The sequence below is a fragment of the Mesorhizobium sp. Ca11 genome, from assembly GCF_020165275.1.
Lineage (GTDB): Bacteria > Pseudomonadota > Alphaproteobacteria > Rhizobiales > Rhizobiaceae > Mesorhizobium.
This window is the reverse complement of sequence record NZ_JAIUHU010000003.1, coordinates 21,146-38,614: the sequence shown is the minus strand read 5'-3', so window position 1 is coordinate 38,614 and position 17,469 is coordinate 21,146. Positions and strand designations below refer to the sequence as shown.

Here is a 17,469-nt window from a genome sequence, read left to right as displayed (position 1 = left end):
GGAAACGGCGGTCGCGGTGCGAAGTTGCCTGTATCGGCTGCCTGGCCGATCACAATCGGTTACCGGCGCGTTACGCGCCGATGGCTTCAAGGCCTTCCTCCAGCCAGTCGGCAAGCATCGGCAGCCCGAGCAGATATTTGGCCGCGCGCTTCCTGGGGCGCTCCCTGGCGGCGGCCACCGCGTCCGTCCATTCGGATGCCTCATAGTCACCGCGCCCGACCCAGGCGAGCGCGATGAGCTCGGCCGCTTCGTCGATATTGAGATCGTTGATCAGCTCGCGCAATTCTTCCCCGGTCAGGTCTTCCGAGGCTTCCTCGACAAGGCCGTCATGATGGTGGCTGTCATGCGTGTCGCCGTCGAACTCGACCTCGTGCTCAGCGCCGTCATCATAGTCCTCGTTGACAGCAGCACTCAGCGCCTTCGCCTTGAGGATGAACAGGCGCACCGTATCCGGATCGATCGAAAGTTCCCACTCCTTCTCGAGGCGCTGCTGCACGGTCCTTCTCCACGTGATGCGCTTGTCCGATGATAGCGGAATTAAAGCGCGCGTCACGTCCGCAGCTATCGGCTTCTGTCCGGCCCGTTCAAAATAGTTCGGTGGCCGCCCGCATTTCGGGATGAAACCGCGCCAAGGCGGCGTTAATCTGGCATTGTCACACTCACGGAGGCTTCGATGCGCAGACGTTTGCTGGTTCAGGTCATGGCTATTGCGGCGCTGCCGCTGTTCGTTGCGCCGGCTTTTGCGGCTGGTGAAGGCGGCAGCAGCGGTGGCCAGACGACCACCACCTGCAAGAAGGGCGAGGTCTGGGACAAGAAGAAGAACAAATGCGTAAAGCCGCAATATGGCATGCTGGACGACGACAGCATCTACGAGGCCGGTCACGATCTGGCGATGGCCGGACGCTATGACGAGGCGATCTCGGTGCTGACGCTCGCCGCCAACAAGCAGGATCCGCGCATCCTCAATTATCTCGGCTATTCGCACCGCCATTCGGGCCGCGTCACGGTCGGCCTCGGCTATTACGAGGAAGCGCTGCGGATCGACCCGAATTACACGCTGGTGCGCGAATATCTCGGCGAGGCGCATCTGCAGATCGGCGATCTCGCCGGCGCGCAGCAGCAGCTCCAGGAAATCGAAAAGCGGACCGGCAAGGGCTCACGCGAATATGGCATGCTGTCCGAGCAGATCGATCATTTCCTGAGGAGCTGAACAGGGCTCGAAGCCTCTCGAACCGGCTGCGGGCAATCGCAGCCGGTTTTTTATTGCTCGCCGTCAGCCCGGACCCGCGAAAGCGGTGATCATTTTGCCGAACTTCAATTTTTGGGCGTGAAAATCGCGCAAAGATCGCTATATTCAGGGAAATTGTGGTGAGACGGTTCCGTTAGCCCGAGGCTGCCGGACCGTTTTCTTTTTGTACCTATTGACAAGGTCCCTCCCGAAAACGGGGGTGGCGGCAGAAAGGTCAGGCTATGATCAAGGTCCCGATGACAGGCGAGGGGTTCGCGTCATTGAAGGAAGAGCTTCGCTGGCGCCAGCAGGAGGAGCGTCCTCGCATCATCGAGGCGATTTCCGAAGCGCGCTCGCATGGCGACCTGTCGGAAAATGCCGAGTATCACGCGGCGAAAGAGTCGCAGAGCCTCAATGAAGGCCGCATCAACGAGCTCGAGGATCTGATCGCGCGCGCCGAGGTCATCGACGTCTCCAAGCTCAGCGGCGACAAGGTCAAGTTCGGCGCGACCGTCGTGCTCGTCGACGAGGACACCGAGGAAAAGAAGACCTATCAGATCGTCGGCGACCAGGAAGCGGACGTGAAGTCGGGCCGCATCTCGATTTCATCGCCGATCGCGCGTGCGCTGATTGGCAAGGAAGTCGGCGATGCCATCGAGGTCAATGCTCCGGGCGGCGCCCGAGGCTACGAGATTGTCCAGGTGCAGTTTATCTGAGGACCTTTTGATAATTCTACTCTGGCGGCCGACTAGCGTAGTTTTCTGCGCTTCCGGTGCTCACGTACTTTAAGTACGCTCCGCTCCGGTTCTCGAAAACTACGCCATTCGACTCGCCAGAGCGAATTCTGAAAAGGTCCTCACGCTGGCGCCTTTGAACTGAGCGCCAGCAGCCGTTCCGCTTCCGCTATCACTTCAGCCGGCGTCACCCTGCCGCCCGCAGGCGCAAGCAAGGTCGATGCGAAAGGCCCGCGCGGGCCGGTGAGACCGGGTTCCGTCGCCAGGAAGATGGCGACCGTCGGCCGGCCGAAGGCGCTGGCGAGGTGGGTGAGGCCGGTATCGGCGCCGATGACCAGCGTCGAACGGCCGAGGATCGCGGCAATATCCGCGAGCGGCGATTTCGAAACCAGCACCGTCCTTGGTACGGCCGCGGCAATGGCTTCCGCCACTTTCCTTTCCGCCTCGTTCGACCAGGTGGCAACCGGCGTGAACTGCCGGTCGGCCAGTCGGCGCGCGGTTTCGATCCAGTCCTCGACCGGCCATTTCTTGTCCTCGCGGCTGGTGCCGTGCAGCAGGAAGGCGGTCTGCCCGTCGATGCCAGGCAGGTTGCCCGCCGGCGGCACGATACCTGAGCGAAGCGTCGACAGGTCGGGCTGATAGCCAAGCGCCAGCCCGAACAGCCGTCTGGTGCGCTCGATGGCGTGCAGGTCGCGCGGCACGGCGTATCGGTGTCGATAAAACAGCGTCGCCGACGGCTCGCGGGCGCTCGCCCGATCGAAGCCGGCAATCGGCGCGCCGGCCTGGATCGCGACCAGGGCCGATTTCAATAAGCCCTGCGCATCGATGACCAGATCGTAGCGGGAGGCGCGGAGCGCTCCGCGCAGTCCGGCCATCTCGCGCCACGTGGCTTCGTCGAGAAGCCGCTTGCGCCAGCGCCGGACCGCCACCTTGTGAATGGTGCCGATCGCCGGATGCAGAGCCACGATACCGGCAAACGGCTCCTCCACGCACCAATCGAAATCTATATCGGGGCGATTGCGCACCGCGTCCTCGATGGCGGGAAAAGTGTGGATGACATCGCCCATCGACGATGTCTTGACGATCAGCACTTTCATGCCGCTGCCGGAACCTTGAGCAAGCGGTCGGCCGCGGCGGTGACGCGCGCGACGTCGAGCGTGTTCAGGCAGTTGAGATGGCCGAGCGGGCAGACCTTCTTGTGGCAGGGCGAGCAGGACAGATGCAGCCAGATCAGCTCGGAGCGCTCGCTGAGAGGCGGCGTGTTATCCGGCGAGGTCGAACCGTAGACGGCGACGATCGGCGTGCCGACGGCGGCGGCGACATGCATCAGCCCGCTGTCGTTCGAGACCGCAAGCTTCGCCGCGGCGATCAGGTCGATGGCGTCCTCGAGGCGTGTCTTGCCGGCAAGGTCGACGGCGCCCGGCGCAAGGGCTGCGATCTCGCCGGTCACGTCGGCATCGTTCTTCGAGCCGAGCAGCGCGACGCCCAAGCCCTTGGCCATCATGTCTCGGGCCAGCCCGGCATAGCGATCGCTCGGCCAGCGTTTTGCCGGGCCGAATTCGGCGCCGGCCATGAGCGCCACGAATTTCTTCCCGGTCAGCCCGAAGCGCGCCAGCAGATCGGCCTGATTGGCCTTGTCGACGGTAAGACGCGGCGCGCGAAAGGTGCCGCCGCGCGCGAGGCCGAAATAGGCGCGTGCGGTGCGCCGTTTCAGGCTTTCCGGCAGCGGCACGACATCCGTCAGCAGGCCGTAGCGCATCTCGCGCAGATTGCCGACGCGATGTGGGATGCGGGCGAAGAACGGGATCAAGGCCGATTTCCAGCTTCCCGGCAGCACATAGGCCATGTCGTAGCGGCCGCGCAGCAGGCGGCCGAAGCGCCTGCGGCTGCGGAATTCGAGGGCTCCCGGCATCAACGGAAAGTCGATCTGGCTGCGTATCTCGGGCATGCGCTTGACCAGCGGGGCCGCCCATGCCGGCGCCAGCACGTCGATGGCCGCGTTCGGATGTTTTTCCTTCAGCGCCGCAAACAGGCACTGCGCCATGACCATGTCGCCCACCCAGCGTGGGCCGATCACGAGGATCGTTGGGCCTTCAGCCATTCGACATAGTCCCTGACGCCGGTTTCGACTGTGCGGAATTGGCCATTGTAGCCGGCCGCGCGCAAGCGGGACATATCAGCCTGCGTGAAACTCTGGTAGCTGCCCTTGAGATGGTCGGGGAAGGGGATGAATTCAATCTCGCCCTTGCCCAGCGTGTCGATCACCGTCTCGGCAATGGCCCGGAACGGCTGGGCGCGGCCGGTACCGCAGTTGAAGATGCCGCTCGCGCCACGCTTCCACAGCCACAGATTGACGTCGGCCACATCGCCGACATGGATGAAATCGCGGCTCTGCTCGCCTGGACCGAAGTCGCCATAGGCGCCGAACAGCTTAGGGTTTTCGCCGCGCTCGACCTGGTTGAACAGATGGAAGGCGACCGAGGCCATGGCGCCCTTATGCGCCTCGCGCGGCCCATAGACATTGAAATAGCGCAGGCCCGCCACTTGCGAATGATCGGTATCGAAGACGTTGCGGCGGACGTAGTCGTCGAACAACTTCTTCGAATAGGCATAGACGTTGAGGGGACGCTCGAAGTCTGGCTCCTCGCGAAACTCGCTGCCGCCGCCATAGACCGAAGCCGACGACGCATAGAGGAAAGGCACGCGCAACTTCAGGCAGGCATGCAGCAGCCGCTTCGAATAGGCGTAGTTCACCTCCATCATGAACTTGCCGTTCCATTCGGTGGTGGTCGAGCAGGCGCCTTGATGGAAGACGGCCTCGATGCGACCGAGCGCGCCGTCCTCGAGCCGGGCGAGAAAATCATCCTTGTCGAGATAGTCGGCGATGCGAAGGTCGGCAAGGTTGGCGATCTTGTGGCCATCGGTGAGATCGTCGACGACGACGATGTCATCATGGCCCTCGGCATTGAGAGCGGCGACGATGTTGGAGCCGATCATGCCGGCGCCGCCCGTGACGATGATCATGCTTTCTTCAGCCTCGCTCCGTTGCCGATTCCGGCCCTTATAGGGGAGGTGGGCTGGGCTGTCGATAAAGCTCGCCAGCCGCGGGTACGACGAACGTAGGGATAGATCGGCGGAAGGGCTTTCGGGATAAGCTGCTTGCGAGCACCGCGGCGAAAGGCCGCCGGTGCGGGTCCTTGCTCGTGGTGCAACAGTGACGTCCGATCTAAAGCCCGGCCTCCGCCATCGTCAAATCCTGCGGGTCGATGACACCCTGACGGTGCCTGCCATGACGCCCGCCTTTGCGGGTTTTGGCGACATGCCACCGGTTTTCGCCACCGCCTTCATGGTCGGCTTCATTGAATGGGCGTGCATCGAGGCCTTGCGCCCGTTCCTTGGCAGCCACGAGAGAACCGTCGGCACACATGTCGACGTCAGCCATGTCGCCGCCACCCCCGTCGGCATGATGGTCACCGCCGATGTCGAGCTTGTCGCCGTGGAAGGGCGAAAATTGCGCTTCAAGGTGTCATGCACCGACGAGGGCGGACTGATCGGGGAAGGTCTGCATGAGCGCGCGGTGATCGACCATGACAAGTTCATGGCGCGTGTCTTGACCAAATCCGGGCAGACAGGTTCTTTGTCATAGCGAGGCTGCAAAGCTACGGCTCCAGTTCGGCCTTCGCCACCTGGCGTAGCGTGAGGGAACAAGATGCCGACGACCGAACTGCTCATCGCTTTCTTCGCCACCACGGCGATCTTCGCCTACATCCCCGGTCCTGCCATGCTCTACGCCGCTGCGCAGACGATGGCGCGCGGGCGCTGGTCTGGGCTGACGGCGGCACTCGGCATCCATCTCGGCGGCTATGTGCATGTCTTCGCGGCCGCTGCCGGCCTGTCCGTCCTGTTTCACGCCGTGCCGCCGCTGTACCTGGCGGTCAAGCTGATCGGCGCGCTTTATCTGGTCTGGCTCGGCGTTGCCATGTTCCGCAAACGGGCGGACGGCGATATGGCTCTGCCCGCCATCGAGCGGAAATCGGCCCGGCGCGCCTTTTTCGAAAGCATCATCGTCGAGGTGCTCAATCCGAAGACGGCGATCTTCTTCATGGCGTTCCTGCCGCAATTCATCGATGCTTCGGCGGCGTTTCCGGTCTGGCTGCAGTTCGTCGTGCTTGGAACCATCGTCAACCTGATGTTCTCCTCCGCCGATGTCATGTGCGTATTCCTTGCCGGCGCGATGATAGCGCGGCTGCGGCGTTCGGGACGCGCGCAGCGCCTGATGCAGCGAGCGGGCGGCGCCGTGCTGGTTGGCCTCGGCGTCCACGTCGCCCTGCAGAGGAGCTGATTGCCAACCCGGCTCCGGCTAAGGTCCGCGCCGGGCTGCCGTTGCGCTCGCCCGAATTGCGGTATATCGGCATCGCTTTGAACAGCCCGCGCCACAATTCCGGCGCTGAAACCTAATCAAGTCCGGCCGTCTTCAGGCATAGCTCGAGCGAGATGATCAAGCACCATCTGCCTTCTCCGGAACCTTTGCATCGCACCATCGCCCGGTTCGGCGACGTCACCGTGCTGGTGGTGGGCGATTTCATCCTGGACCGTTTCGTCAGCGGGGTGATCGAGCGCATCTCGCCGGAAGCTCCCATTCCCGTGCTGCATGGAAAGGGCGAGGCGTTGAACATGGGCGGCGCCGGCAATGTCGTCTCCAACATCGTTTCGTTGGGCGCGGCCGCCATTCCCGTCTCGGTGATCGGTGCCGACCAGGCCGGCGACAATCTGATGCGCATGCTCAGCGAGATCGGCGTCGATACAGACGGGCTCCTGCAGCGCCAGGACCGCATGACCTCGTCGAAAAGCCGCTTCAGCGCGCTCAACCAGCAGGTGCTGCGGTTCGACGAGGAAGAGATCAAGCCGCTCACCGGGGCCGAGCGGGCGAAGCTCATCGATCATTTCCAGGCGGCGCTTGGCCGCGCCGACATCGTCATCCTCTCCGATTACGGCAAGGGCATCCTGCTCGACGGCGTCGCCGGCGAGCTGATCGCGATCTGCCGAGATGCCGGCAAGCCGGTGCTGGTCGATCCGAAGGGACGCGACTATGCGCGCTATGCCGGCGCCACGGCTGTGACGCCGAACCGCAAGGAGCTTGGCGAGGCGGTCGGGCGCAATGTGTTCGGCGATGACGAGATCGTGGCGGCGGCGCGCGACCTGATCGCCACGCATGATTTCGAGTTCATCGTCGCCACGCGCAGCGAGAAGGGCATGAGCGTGGTCTCCGCCGAGGACGCCCGCCACATCTCCACCCAGGCGCGCGAAGTGTTCGACGTCTCCGGCGCCGGCGACACGGTCATCGCAAGCTTCGCGCTTTCGCTCGCCGCCGGCGCCGACCGGGTGCATGCCGCGGTCATCGCCAACGCGGCCGGCGGCGTGGTGGTCGGCAAGCGCGGCACGGCGCGGCTCAACGTCGAGGAGCTATCCGGCGCGCTGTTCCGCTCGCACGGGCCGACGGCTCATACCGATGCCATCCTCGATTTCAATGCCGCGGCCAGGATGGTCGCTGCCTGGAAGGAAGAGGGGCTGACCGTCGGCTTTACCAATGGCTGCTTCGACATCCTGCATGCCGGCCATGTCAGCCTGCTGCATGCCGCACGCAGCCAGTGCGACCGGCTGGTGCTCGGCCTCAACAGCGACGCCTCGGTGCATCGGCTGAAAGGGCCGGGGCGCCCGGTCAACAACCAGCATGACCGCGCCTGCGTGCTGGCAGCACTTGCCTCTGTCGACGCCGTCGTCGTCTTCGAGGAGGACACGCCGCTGAAGCTCATCGAGGCGCTTCTTCCGGACATTCTGGTCAAGGGCGCGGATTACACGATCGAGACCGTGGTCGGCGCCGATGTCGTGCAGAAGGCGGGCGGGCGCGTGGTGCTGGTCGACCTCGTCGCCGGCAAGAGCACGACGAACACGATCGGCAAGCTGCGTGCCGCAAACTGAGGATCTCATGTCAGATTTGAACGACTACCTGGTCCGCTCCGCGGCGGCGATATCGGCGATGGTCGAGCGCGACCTCACCGACGAGATGGAACGCGCGGTGAGCACCGTGGTGACGGCGCTGTCGCAAGGCAAGGCGCTGCTGATCTGCGGCAATGGCGGCTCGGCCAGCGACGCCATCCACATCGCCGGCGAGCTGGTCGGCCGCTTCCTGAAGGAGCGCAAGGCCTATAACGTCATCGCGCTGCCGGCCAACGCCGCGGTGCTGACCGCCTGGGGCAATGATTACGGCTTCGACACCGTGTTCTCGCGCCAGGTCGAGGCGCATGGATCGGAAGGCGCGGTGCTGCTCGCCATTTCCACCAGCGGCAATTCGCCAAGCATCCTTGCCGCCGCCGAGCAGGCGCGGGCGATGGACATGACGGTGATCAGCCTGACCGGCGAGACCGGCGGCAAGCTCAAGCCGCTGACCGATATCCTGCTCAACGTGCCGTCGACGTCGACGCCGATCATCCAACAGGGGCATTTGTGCCTCTATCACCATCTGTGCGAGGCTGTCGAAGCGCGTCTCAGCAATGGCTGAGAGCGAAGGCTTTCCGCTGGCCGAGCCGGGCCTTTGGATCGAGCGGGTCGGTGACAGGACGTTTCCGGCCGGCCGGCCGGCGCTGTTCCTCGATCGCGACGGCACCATCAATGTCGATACCGGCTATCCAGACGATCCGGCGACCATGGTGCTGCGCGATGGCATCGCGCCAGTCATCGAGGCCGCGAACGTGCGCGGTATTCCGGCCATTGTCGTCACCAACCAGTCCGGCATCGCGCGCGGCTATTTCGGCTGGGACGCGTTCGCGCGGGTCAACGGGCGCGTGCTCGAGCTGCTGGCTGAGAAAAATGCCTTCGTCGACATGGTGCTGGCCTGCGCCTATCACGAGGCCGGCAGGGGCGCGTTGGCGGTTGCCGATCATCCGATGCGCAAGCCCAACCCGGGCATGCTGCTGGAGGCGGGCCGCCGCCTCGGCCTCGACCTAAAGCGATCGCTGATCGTCGGCGACAAGCCGGCCGACATGGAAGCTGGTCGGCGCGCCGGCCTCATACGTGGCTGGCTCGTCGACGGCGAAGCCTCGATGATAGGCGGGTTTTCGGTGTCGCGGTTCCGCGACGCCACGGACCTTGAGGGACTGCTTGCCGCGATACGGTCGCTCTGATCGCGGATTGATTCAAAACCCGGTGCTAAGGCCTTGTTCGCGCGGGCGAATTTCTGGAAGCCGGCACATTAAGTTGGAAAAGCCACCAGCCCTTCATCCTTGACGCGGCGGATGGTCAAGGCGGTACGCACGGTGTCCACATTCGGGGCCGAAGCCAGTTCCTCGATGACGAAGGTCTGGAAGGTGCCGAGGTCGCTCGCCACGCAATGCAGCAGGAAATCGGATTCGCCCGAAACCATCCAGGCGTCGCGCACGATCGGCCAGCCGCGCGTGCGCTCGGCGAAGGTCTTCAGCTCGGCATCGGCCTGATGATGCAGGCCAATCAGGCAGAAGGCGACGACATCCATGCCGAGCGCCGGCGCATTCAGGAGGGCGCGGTAGCCGCGGATGATGCCGGCCTCTTCCAGCCGCCTGACGCGGCGCAGGCAGGGCGGCGCCGAAATGCCGACCCGGTTGGACAGTTCGACATTGGTCATGCGGCCGTCGCCCTGCAGTTCGCGCAGGATCTTCCAGTCGATGGCATCGAGGTCGGCTTTGAGCGGCATGGACGGCTTTCGCGCAAGAATCTTTCGCGATTTTGTAATTTGGTTTCGCCTGGGAGGCCATCCCTTTACGATGATTTTCTCCTTCTTTTGATGGATGGGGTGATGCCAGAGCCGCGCATACCTCCGGACGACATGCATCGGTGAGGGGCGGCGATATGCCCGATATGCGAGGAACGAAGCTTTCCGGGGACGAAAGCCAACTTGCCTTGCTGGTCTCACGGGCAACACTTACATTACCCGCGACAAACCACGGCTTCGCGCCGCAGGGGACTTTTTCATGAACACCAAACACGCGCCCGTTCTTATCATCGGTTCCGGCCCGGCCGGCTACACGGCGGCGGTCTATGCCGCGCGCGCCATGCTGAAGCCGATGCTGGTCGCCGGCCTGCAGCAGGGCGGCCAATTGATGATCACCACCGACGTGGAAAACTATCCGGGCTTCGCCGATCCGATCCAGGGTCCGTGGCTGATGGAGCAGATGCTCAAGCAGGCCGAGCATGTCGGCACCGACATCATCAACGACATCATCACCGAGGTCGATCTCAATGTGCGGCCGTTCCGCGCCACAGGCGATTCCGGCACCGTCTACACCGCGGACGCCTTGATCATCGCCACCGGCGCGCAGGCGAAGTGGCTGGGCATCCCGTCGGAGCAGACCTTCATGGGCTTCGGCGTTTCGGCCTGCGCCACCTGCGACGGCTTCTTCTATCGCGGCAAGGACGTCGCGGTGGTGGGCGGCGGCAATTCCGCGGTCGAGGAGGCGCTCTATCTGTCGAACCTCGCCAAGAGCGTCACCGTCATCCACCGGCGCAGCGACTTCCGCGCCGAGCGCATCCTGCGCGAGCGGCTGCTCAAGAGGGACAATGTCCGCGTCATCTGGGACACGGTCGTCGACGAGATCACCGGACGGCCGGGCAAGGCGCCGCTGCCGCCCTCGGTCGAGGGCCTGACGCTGCGCAACGTGGTGACCGGCCAGGAATCGAAGCTGCCGGTCGACGGCGTGTTCGTTGCGATCGGCCATGCGCCGGCGGTCGAGCTCTTCGTGGGCAAGCTGAAGCAGAAGCCGAACGGCTATCTGTGGACGGCGCCCGATTCCACCCGCACCGACGTGCCCGGCGTGTTCGCCGCCGGCGACGTCACCGACGACGTCTACCGCCAGGCGGTGACGGCGGCCGGGCTTGGCTGCATGGCCGCGCTCGAGGCGGAAAAATATCTGGCGGGCATCGAGGTTCACCGCGAAGCGGCGGAATGACAATCGGCTGAAAAGAGCCGTTTAAAAGCCTGATTTTTCATTCAGACGCCAAAGGCAACGCGAGGGGAATCATGGCGCTGGACTGGGACAAGCTACGCGTATTTCACGCAGCGGCGGAGGCTGGGTCGTTCACCCATGCCGCCGAGACGCTGCATCTGTCGCAATCGGCCATCTCGCGGCAGGTCAGCGCGCTGGAGCACGATGTCGGCGTAGCACTCTTCCACCGCCATGCGCGCGGCCTGGTGCTGACCGAGCAGGGCGAGATGCTGTTCCGCACGGCGCATGACGTGCTGATGAAGCTGGAAACCATCAAGACGCGGCTGACCGAAACCAAGGATCGGCCGTCGGGCGTGCTCAGGGTGACGACCACGGTCGGCCTGGGCGCCGGCTGGCTGACGGAGCGCGTGCAGGAATTCATTGAGCTCTATCCCGAGATCAGCCTGCAGCTGATCCTGGCCAATGAGGAGCTCGATCTCACCATGCGCCAGGCCGATTGCGCGATCCGGCTGCGCCAGCCGCAGCAGCCCGACCTTATTCAGCGCCGGCTGTTCACGGTGCATTTCCACCTCTACGCGGCGCCGTCCTATATCGCCAAGTTCGGCAGGCCGGCCTCGATCGCCGAGCTCAGGAACCACCGCATCGTCACTTTCGGCCTGCCGGTGCCCTCGCATTTGTCGGAGCTGAACTGGCTGGAGACGGTCGGCGATTTCGAGGGCGGGCAGCGGGTGCCGACGCTGCAGATCAACGACATCCTGTCGATCAAGCGGGCAGTGCAGGGCGGCGCCGGCATCGCCATGCTGCCGGACTATGTGATCAACAAGGACACGAACCTGGTGCAGCTGCTGCCGGAGACCGAGGTGCCGTCCTTCGACACCTATTTCGCCTATCCCGACGCGATGAAGAACCAGGCGAAGCTGCACGTGTTTCGCGACTTTATCATCGCCAAGGCGCGCAGCTGGTCTTACTGAATATTCAGGTGAGGCCTGCCTGCGAACGCCAGGCTCCTGCGCTTCCGGTACTCACGTACTGAAGTACGCTCCCTTCCGGTTCTCGGAGCCTACCGTTCTCGACTCGGCCTGACCTGAATATCGGCACCCCTCTCGGAAAGGGCGGCTTATCCGCGCCAGGGTTTCAGGCGCGGCAGCCAGCCGGGCACGCCGCGGCGGTAGACCTCATATTCTTCGCCGTAGCGGTTGGCGAGCGTCGGCTCTTCATAGAGCTTGACGAAGGAGATCATCGCCGCCGCGGCGATGAGGCCGTAGGCCAGCACCGCCCAACTTGAAAAGATCAGCGCCTGGCCGAGGATGATCGACAACACCGCCACATACATGGGATTGCGCACATGGCGGTAGACGCCGCCGACGACCAGTTTCTCGGTCGGAGCCACGGGAGCGGGCGTGCCCAGGCCCTCGAGGGCAAAGCGGGCGAAGGCATGAAGCAGGATGGCGGCCGCTCCGATCACAAGAATCGAGCCCACAGCCACGAAGCCAGGCAGAGCCGACAGAGGTTTGCGATAATGGTCGGTCAGCAGCCACGGCGCCAAGCCGGCGACGACGCCCGGCGCTGCGACCAGGAACAGCGCGCTGCCGGCGATTGCTGAAAAAGTTCGCATCATCGGTCTCCTGCCGTAAAAATAAACTCGGCCTGCCGAAATCGACATCATTTCGCCGACTCGCATATTTCTGAGCAAAATCGGCTCGGTTTGCTTTTAAGCAGTCGCTTTAGCGCCGGAAACGCGTCGGAATCGGCGACTTTTCTGGTCCTATGGCTTCGAGGAACAGGTTGGACCACAGCCTGCGTCTTTTTGCATGCGTGTGTTGCAAAATAGATGCTTGTTTCTTGGGCATGATGAGCACATATATAGTCACATCTCCGGGGCGCGTTCTCCTCCCATTAGCGCCCTCGAGTGTTCCCCTCTGGAGGTTAGCCTTAATCGGCACTTCCAATCAAACTCAGCCGGATCTTTATTGATCCGGCTTTTTTGTTGCCCGCATGCCTTCGAGCCGGCAAGAAAACGACTGAATCCACCGCGTAACAGTGACATGTAACATCGGGTAACATGTCGCAGACCCACTCTATCGTTTAAGTAGACGATAGGACGCGGTTGGTCGGTTCGGGAGATGGGGGCATCACTCGAAAGACCGGGCTCAGGCAAGCACCGCGTCCGAACCTTTTTACGGATGCGGCGGACCAGCCGTTGCCTCCCAGGAGAACGGTCCGCAATAGGAACGGCGTCCGGATCATCCGGACGCCGCTTTCATATCCCCAACAGAAGCCTGCTAGCAGGCCGATCTGCTCGAGCGTTTCACCGTTTCACGGAAATGGCGAACCGCACTATCTCCTTGTTCTTACGCAATTCCGGACGGAAAACCGCTCACACTTTTCTCGGAATTGCTCTAGGCCGCTTTGCCGTTGGCGTTCATCGCTTCGTCGGCCAGCCGGCCGGTGAGCTCGGCCATGTGATCGAAAGTGGCCTTGTAGCTGGCGACGCCGGCGGTCGCCGAGCGCAGCTCGATGATCAGATCGCCGATTTCGGCCTGCGGCATGGTCGCCTCGACGACGTCCCAGCCGGGCCAATCGGGCCTTGCATCATAGCCGAGGATTTGGCCGCGCCGCTGCGGGATCAGCGCGATGATCTTGGAGGTCGCGTCGGAGGGCGTGACGATCTCGACCTTCATGATCGGCTCAAGCAGGACCGGCGAACAGGCGGCCATGCCTTCCTTCATCGCGAGCTTCGCCGCCATCTGGAAGGCCATGTCGGAGGAATCGACCGCGTGGTAGGAACCATCCGACAGATTGACGGCGACATCGACGACCGGAAAGCCGAGCGGGCCTGTCTTCAGATAGTCGCGAATGCCGGTCTCCACCGATTGGATATAGGTTTTCGGCACCACGCCGCCGGTGATGGTGTCGGAGAACTGGAAGCCGGACCCGCGCGGCAGCGGCTTGATCTCGATCACCACGTCGCCGAACTGGCCGTGGCCGCCGGACTGCTTCTTGTGGCGGCCACGCTGTTGCGCCGATTTGCGGATCGTCTCCCGGTAAGGCACCGCCGGGGTATGGCCCTCGATCGGGATCTGGTTCTTGCCTTCGAGGCGCTCGCGCACCACGCGCAGATGCATCTCGCCGTGACCCGACAGGACGGTTTCGGCGGAGTCCTGGTTGTGGCGCAGGCTGAGCGATGGATCTTCTTCGGCAAGCCGCTGGATCGCCGCCGACATCTTGACCTCGTCCTTGCGCTCCTTGGGGCGAAGCGCGAAGGCGAAGACCGGCTGCGGCGGCTCCAGCGTGACCAATGGCCGGATGCCGCCCTTGGCCGAGCTCAGCGTCTGGCCGGTCTTGACGTTGTCGAGCTTGCCGAGCGCAACCGTGTCGCCCGCCTTGGCGGATGTCAGCTTCGACTGGTCCTTGCCGAGCATCCTGTAGATGCCGGAAACCTTCGCCGTGTCGCCGTTGGAAAGGAAGAGCTCGGCTGCGTCGGCCAATTGGCCCGAGAGCACGCGCGACACCGAAAGCTTGCCGCCATGCGCGGTGTGAATGGTCTTCATCACCTGCACTACCGTCTGGCCGTCCGGCGCGCCAAGGCGCTTCCGCGTCGCCTCGACATCCGGCGCGTCATGGCGGATGGCTTTCAACAGGCGCAGCACGCCGTTGCCCTTCTCGGCCGTGCCGATCAGCACCGGCGTCACCGCGCCGGCGCGCAGATCGGCCGAGAGATCGTCGAAGATCGCGTCCTTCGGCGGCTCGATCTCCTCCAGCAACTGCTCCATCAGGTGATCGTCATGGTCGGCGAGCGTCTCCAGCATGGAGAAACGCGCTTCCAACTCGCGCGCCTTGTCGTCGTTCGGGATCTCGGCAACCTGGCTCTCGGCGTATTCGCGATAGATGTAGGCGCGTTCCAGCGCCAGATCGATCGAGCCGATGACGATGCCGTCCTTGCGCACCGGAATCTGGCGCAGCAGCAGCGGTACCGTGCTTGCCGGCTGCAGCATCTTCAGCGTCTCGCGCACGCCCGCGACCGCCTTGTCGACCTTGTTGAGGAACAGGATGCGCGGAATGGCGAGATCGTCGAGCTTGCGCATGATGAGCTGCAGCGCCGGGATCTTCTTCTCATCGGCCTCGGCGACGACGACCGCGAGGTCGCAAGCGGCAAGCACGGGTTCGGCCTCGAAGGCGAATTCGATTGAGCCGGGACAGTCGACGAAAGTGATCTGCTCGCCCATGAAATCGGTGGTGGCGAAGGTCGCCTCGACGCTCATGGCGTGGGCGCGTGCCTCCGGCGAATGGTCGGAAACGGTGTTGCCCGATGAAACTGGTGACTGGCGGGGAATGGCGCCCGTGCGGGCGAGGATGGCTTCGAGAAGTGTCGTTTTACCGCTTGCGAAGGGACCGACTATGGCAATGCATTTCGGTCCCGTGCGTCGTCCTCCGGCGCGAGTACCCATGGCTGAACCTCCACTCAGGCGTTTCCCAAGAGAGCGATCAGCAAAAGTGGAAACCGGTTTGCGTCCGATCGCACCCTATGCAGAGCGGCGGCCGGCCTGTTCGGCCGTCGCGGGCGGGTTTTCACCTCTTCCCAAAACCATCGTCACACGGGTTTGTCGGGAGGGCAAGAAAAATAGGACGTTCGCCGGCTTGGGTTTCGTCAGGTCGCGATTTCCTGTTTGTCAGCCCGTGAGGGCAAGACCGCAGCCGCTAAAAGCCAAGCCGGCACCTGCCAATTGGGCCGCCGCGCCACCCATCGATGGTGGTGGTTCAGAAGCCGGAATCGGAAGATGTCGATAAAGGCTCAGCCGGCCTCGGTTCGGCGCACCGGCATGACTGCGCTCTGCTTCACTACCTTCTCGGCAAAGCGTGACAGCAGCGGATTGAACAGGTCCGGCTTTTCCCAGAAAGGTGCATGGCCGGCGCCGGATATGACATGGCACCGTTCCCACAGCGAGGTGTAGGCAACTGTCTCGAAGTAGCTCAGCCGCACAAGCGGGTCATGCTCTCCATTGATCACCGCGACCGGGAAGGGGGCATTCTCGACCACCTGCTTCTGGTCGGCGCCCTTGCCGGCAAACATGCCGAACGCCACGCCCGAGCGCACCCTGCCGTCGGTGCGCCTTATGGCCTCGCGGAAAGACGGACTTGCGCTGCCGCCGAAGCAAAACGCCTCAAAGCGCTCGATGTCGCGTTCGGAGTAAACTTTCTTGGAGGTGAGCAGCATGTCCCAGTTGGCATGAAAGCCACGCAGCATGCCGAGCGGCCCCCTCGACACCGGCGGCGCCCCGGTCAACACCAGACCGTTCACCGCGTGATGGAAGCTGGCAAGTTCAATCGCTACATGGCCGCCAAGCGACCAGCCGAAGATGATGGCGTGGCCTATGTTGAGGGCATCGAGAAGGCGGGCTGTGGTCTGGGCGAGGCCGGTGATCGTATAGGTTGCGGCCGGGTCGCGAGCATCGGAGGAGTCGCCATGGCCGGGAAGGTCGAAAGCGATCAGCCGGTGGGCATCGGCGAGCGGACTGTCGAACTGACGCGCAAAGACGGCGCGCGAACTGCCCGAGCCGTGGATCATGACGATGGGCAGGCCGGAACCAGACGACTGGCTGAGGCGCAAATCAGCCTGCGGCGTACGGATTGTGCGGTCAGTGACGCTCATGCTGGATTAGATCCTCGGATGTGGCTGGTGGCCAACATCGCATCCGGGGCTCTATATCTTCTTTAAGCATGTGGTTAAGAGAGGGTTCCTGGAAATAAGCGGCCGGCGTGGCTACCGGCTGGATGGCAGCACCGGCGGAAACCCCTACGATGGAACCACTCCTCGATCTTCTTGTCTCGATTTGCAGCATCGCGACCATTGGCCAATATGTCTGGTCGATGCGGGCGCATTTCCAATTGCAGGCCATGTTTCCAGGCGCCATGGTGATTTCGGCAGCGGTGATTGCTACGACTTTTTTCTTTCTCGCCATCCTGTGGATCCAATCGCAGCCGGTTCCGGCAAAGCTCGCCGGGCTCGCCGTCGAACTGGCAAGCTCTGCCCTCTTCTGGTGGGCGATCGTCACCTCGCGGAAGGCGCGGCTGCACTTCGCCTTCGCGCCCGACAATCCGCACAGCTTGCTGACCGGTGGCCCCTATCGCTACATCCGCCACCCTTTCTACTCGTCATACATCATCTTCTGGATTGGATGGGGGATCGCGACCTGGTCGATCTGGGCGGTGGTGCCGGTCGCCGGGATCGCCGTCCTCTATGTGGTTGCGGCGCTGGGCGAAGAAAAGAAATTTTCGCGGACGCCATTGGCGGGCGATTACCAGGCCTATCGCGGTCGAGCCGGCCTGTTCTGGCCGCGGCTGGGGTGGTAGCCGACAAGTGATGCCGGAGACCGGCGGGTATTTCGTCTCGCCGCGGCGGATCGCCTCGATCGCCGCGTTCTTGATGTTGTCGGGCGTATCGAAGTCCGGCTCGCCGGCGCCGAGGCCGATCGCGTCACGACCGGCATTTTTCAGGGTTTCACCTCTTCCCAAAGCCATCGTCACGCGGGTT

18 protein-coding genes and 1 pseudogene are annotated in these 17,469 nt (G+C 63.4%); 10 read left to right on the top strand and 9 right to left on the bottom strand.

Translation table 11 applies throughout. The annotated features are described in order from the left end of the window. Window positions 1-70 precede the first annotated feature (70 nt). Complete coding sequence (locus LB538_RS06535) at window positions 71-496, bottom strand: DUF3775 domain-containing protein (protein ID WP_224531280.1); 426 nt, start codon at window positions 494-496, stop codon at window positions 71-73. A gap of 177 nt (window positions 497-673) precedes the next feature. Between LB538_RS06535 and LB538_RS06530 the strand changes: the two genes are divergently transcribed. Together LB538_RS06530 and greA are read left to right on the top strand one after the other, a co-directional pair. Continuing rightward, entirely contained in the window at window positions 674-1,210 is a 537-nt protein-coding gene (locus LB538_RS06530; RefSeq protein ID WP_095766572.1) for a tetratricopeptide repeat protein, read from the top strand. A 260-nt stretch (window positions 1,211-1,470) separates the two neighbouring features. Then, entirely contained in the window at window positions 1,471-1,944 is a 474-nt protein-coding gene (greA, locus tag LB538_RS06525; protein WP_095766573.1) for a transcription elongation factor GreA, read from the top strand. A 140-nt stretch (window positions 1,945-2,084) separates the two neighbouring features. Here the strand turns inward: greA and waaC are convergent, their stop codons facing one another. The 3 genes from waaC to rfaD are packed head-to-tail and all read right to left on the bottom strand — an operon-like array spanning window position 2,085 to window position 4,986. Then, window positions 2,085-3,059: a lipopolysaccharide heptosyltransferase I gene (gene waaC / locus LB538_RS06520; RefSeq protein ID WP_224531283.1), complete on the bottom strand. Its 975-nt coding sequence runs from the start codon at window positions 3,057-3,059 to the stop codon at window positions 2,085-2,087. Beyond that, entirely contained in the window at window positions 3,056-4,063 is a 1,008-nt protein-coding gene (gene waaF, locus LB538_RS06515; protein ID WP_224531285.1) for a lipopolysaccharide heptosyltransferase II, read from the bottom strand. The genes waaC and waaF overlap by 4 nt, the downstream gene beginning before the upstream one ends. Beyond that, window positions 4,036-4,986 carry an ADP-glyceromanno-heptose 6-epimerase gene (rfaD, locus tag LB538_RS06510; RefSeq protein WP_224531288.1) on the bottom strand — a complete coding sequence of 317 codons (951 nt, stop codon included), beginning with the start codon at window positions 4,984-4,986 and terminating at the stop codon, window positions 4,036-4,038. Before rfaD ends, waaF begins: the two co-directional genes overlap by 28 nt. A gap of 163 nt (window positions 4,987-5,149) precedes the next feature. Here rfaD and LB538_RS06505 point away from each other — a divergent pair, with 163 nt between their 5' ends. From LB538_RS06505 to LB538_RS06485, 5 genes are all read left to right on the top strand, one after another. Then, on the top strand, window positions 5,150-5,608 hold the full coding sequence (locus tag LB538_RS06505; RefSeq protein WP_224531290.1) for a thioesterase family protein: 459 nt from the start codon (window positions 5,150-5,152) through the stop codon (window positions 5,606-5,608). Window positions 5,609-5,671: 63 nt separating this feature from the next. Continuing rightward, a complete protein-coding gene (locus LB538_RS06500) occupies window positions 5,672-6,304 on the top strand; it encodes a LysE family translocator (RefSeq protein ID WP_224531302.1) in 633 nt (210 codons plus the stop codon). A 152-nt stretch (window positions 6,305-6,456) separates the two neighbouring features. Continuing rightward, window positions 6,457-7,941, top strand: coding sequence for a D-glycero-beta-D-manno-heptose-7-phosphate kinase (gene rfaE1, locus LB538_RS06495; RefSeq protein WP_224531303.1), 1,485 nt, complete (start codon window positions 6,457-6,459; stop codon window positions 7,939-7,941). A 7-nt stretch (window positions 7,942-7,948) separates the two neighbouring features. Then, window positions 7,949-8,521: an SIS domain-containing protein gene (locus LB538_RS06490; protein WP_095766579.1), complete on the top strand. Its 573-nt coding sequence runs from the start codon at window positions 7,949-7,951 to the stop codon at window positions 8,519-8,521. After that, window positions 8,514-9,143 carry a D-glycero-alpha-D-manno-heptose-1,7-bisphosphate 7-phosphatase gene (locus LB538_RS06485; protein WP_224531305.1) on the top strand — a complete coding sequence of 210 codons (630 nt, stop codon included), beginning with the start codon at window positions 8,514-8,516 and terminating at the stop codon, window positions 9,141-9,143. Before LB538_RS06490 ends, LB538_RS06485 begins: the two co-directional genes overlap by 8 nt. Window positions 9,144-9,211: 68 nt before the next feature. Here LB538_RS06485 and LB538_RS06480 read toward each other — a convergent pair whose 3' ends face one another. Then, window positions 9,212-9,688 (bottom strand): Lrp/AsnC family transcriptional regulator, encoded by a 477-nt coding sequence (locus tag LB538_RS06480; protein ID WP_040989590.1) that lies wholly within the window; start codon window positions 9,686-9,688, stop codon window positions 9,212-9,214. A gap of 277 nt (window positions 9,689-9,965) precedes the next feature. On the opposite strand from LB538_RS06480, the gene trxB reads away from it, so the two are divergent. Together trxB and LB538_RS06470 are read left to right on the top strand one after the other, a co-directional pair. After that, window positions 9,966-10,940, top strand: coding sequence for a thioredoxin-disulfide reductase (gene trxB, locus LB538_RS06475; RefSeq protein ID WP_224531307.1), 975 nt, complete (start codon window positions 9,966-9,968; stop codon window positions 10,938-10,940). A gap of 71 nt (window positions 10,941-11,011) precedes the next feature. Continuing rightward, on the top strand, window positions 11,012-11,908 hold the full coding sequence (locus tag LB538_RS06470; protein ID WP_095766582.1) for a LysR family transcriptional regulator: 897 nt from the start codon (window positions 11,012-11,014) through the stop codon (window positions 11,906-11,908). 146 nt (window positions 11,909-12,054) lie between these two features. Here LB538_RS06470 and LB538_RS06465 read toward each other — a convergent pair whose 3' ends face one another. From LB538_RS06465 to LB538_RS06455, 3 genes are all read right to left on the bottom strand, one after another. Next, the gene (locus tag LB538_RS06465; RefSeq protein WP_224531310.1) at window positions 12,055-12,552 is read right to left on the bottom strand and encodes a methyltransferase family protein; all 498 of its coding nucleotides are present in this window, start codon (window positions 12,550-12,552) and stop codon (window positions 12,055-12,057) included. 784 nt (window positions 12,553-13,336) lie between these two features. Further along, window positions 13,337-15,385, bottom strand: coding sequence for an elongation factor G (locus tag LB538_RS06460; protein WP_095766583.1), 2,049 nt, complete (start codon window positions 15,383-15,385; stop codon window positions 13,337-13,339). 344 nt (window positions 15,386-15,729) lie between these two features. Continuing rightward, window positions 15,730-16,587: an alpha/beta fold hydrolase gene (locus tag LB538_RS06455; RefSeq protein WP_224531318.1), complete on the bottom strand. Its 858-nt coding sequence runs from the start codon at window positions 16,585-16,587 to the stop codon at window positions 15,730-15,732. Window positions 16,588-16,709: 122 nt separating this feature from the next. Here LB538_RS06455 and LB538_RS06450 point away from each other — a divergent pair, with 122 nt between their 5' ends. Next, window positions 16,710-17,288: a methyltransferase family protein gene (locus tag LB538_RS06450; protein ID WP_224551624.1), complete on the top strand. Its 579-nt coding sequence runs from the start codon at window positions 16,710-16,712 to the stop codon at window positions 17,286-17,288. 9 nt (window positions 17,289-17,297) lie between these two features. Here LB538_RS06450 and LB538_RS06445 read toward each other — a convergent pair. Continuing rightward, window positions 17,298-17,456, bottom strand: a pseudogene (locus LB538_RS06445) (aspartate transaminase); the annotation flags it as partial. Window positions 17,457-17,469: the final 13 nt, after the last annotated feature.

Excerpts from the sequence above, each read along its gene's own strand:
- LB538_RS06530 (WP_095766572.1), top strand. The coding sequence starts at position 674 with ATGCGCAGACGTTTGCTGGTTCAGGTCATGGCTATTGCGGCGCTGCCG.
- greA (WP_095766573.1), top strand. The coding sequence starts at position 1,471 with ATGATCAAGGTCCCGATGACAGGCGAGGGGTTCGCGTCATTGAAGGAA.
- waaC (WP_224531283.1), bottom strand. The coding sequence starts at position 3,059 with ATGAAAGTGCTGATCGTCAAGACATCGTCGATGGGCGATGTCATCCAC.
- waaF (WP_224531285.1), bottom strand. The coding sequence starts at position 4,063 with ATGGCTGAAGGCCCAACGATCCTCGTGATCGGCCCACGCTGGGTGGGC.
- rfaD (WP_224531288.1), bottom strand. The coding sequence starts at position 4,986 with ATGATCATCGTCACGGGCGGCGCCGGCATGATCGGCTCCAACATCGTC.
- LB538_RS06500 (WP_224531302.1), top strand. The coding sequence starts at position 5,672 with ATGCCGACGACCGAACTGCTCATCGCTTTCTTCGCCACCACGGCGATC.
- rfaE1 (WP_224531303.1), top strand. The coding sequence starts at position 6,457 with ATGATCAAGCACCATCTGCCTTCTCCGGAACCTTTGCATCGCACCATC.
- LB538_RS06490 (WP_095766579.1), top strand. The coding sequence starts at position 7,949 with ATGTCAGATTTGAACGACTACCTGGTCCGCTCCGCGGCGGCGATATCG.
- LB538_RS06485 (WP_224531305.1), top strand. The coding sequence starts at position 8,514 with ATGGCTGAGAGCGAAGGCTTTCCGCTGGCCGAGCCGGGCCTTTGGATC.
- LB538_RS06480 (WP_040989590.1), bottom strand. The coding sequence starts at position 9,688 with ATGCCGCTCAAAGCCGACCTCGATGCCATCGACTGGAAGATCCTGCGC.
- trxB (WP_224531307.1), top strand. The coding sequence starts at position 9,966 with ATGAACACCAAACACGCGCCCGTTCTTATCATCGGTTCCGGCCCGGCC.
- LB538_RS06470 (WP_095766582.1), top strand. The coding sequence starts at position 11,012 with ATGGCGCTGGACTGGGACAAGCTACGCGTATTTCACGCAGCGGCGGAG.
- LB538_RS06465 (WP_224531310.1), bottom strand. The coding sequence starts at position 12,552 with ATGCGAACTTTTTCAGCAATCGCCGGCAGCGCGCTGTTCCTGGTCGCA.
- LB538_RS06460 (WP_095766583.1), bottom strand. The coding sequence starts at position 15,385 with ATGGGTACTCGCGCCGGAGGACGACGCACGGGACCGAAATGCATTGCC.
- LB538_RS06455 (WP_224531318.1), bottom strand. The coding sequence starts at position 16,587 with ATGAGCGTCACTGACCGCACAATCCGTACGCCGCAGGCTGATTTGCGC.
- LB538_RS06450 (WP_224551624.1), top strand. The coding sequence starts at position 16,710 with ATGGCAGCACCGGCGGAAACCCCTACGATGGAACCACTCCTCGATCTT.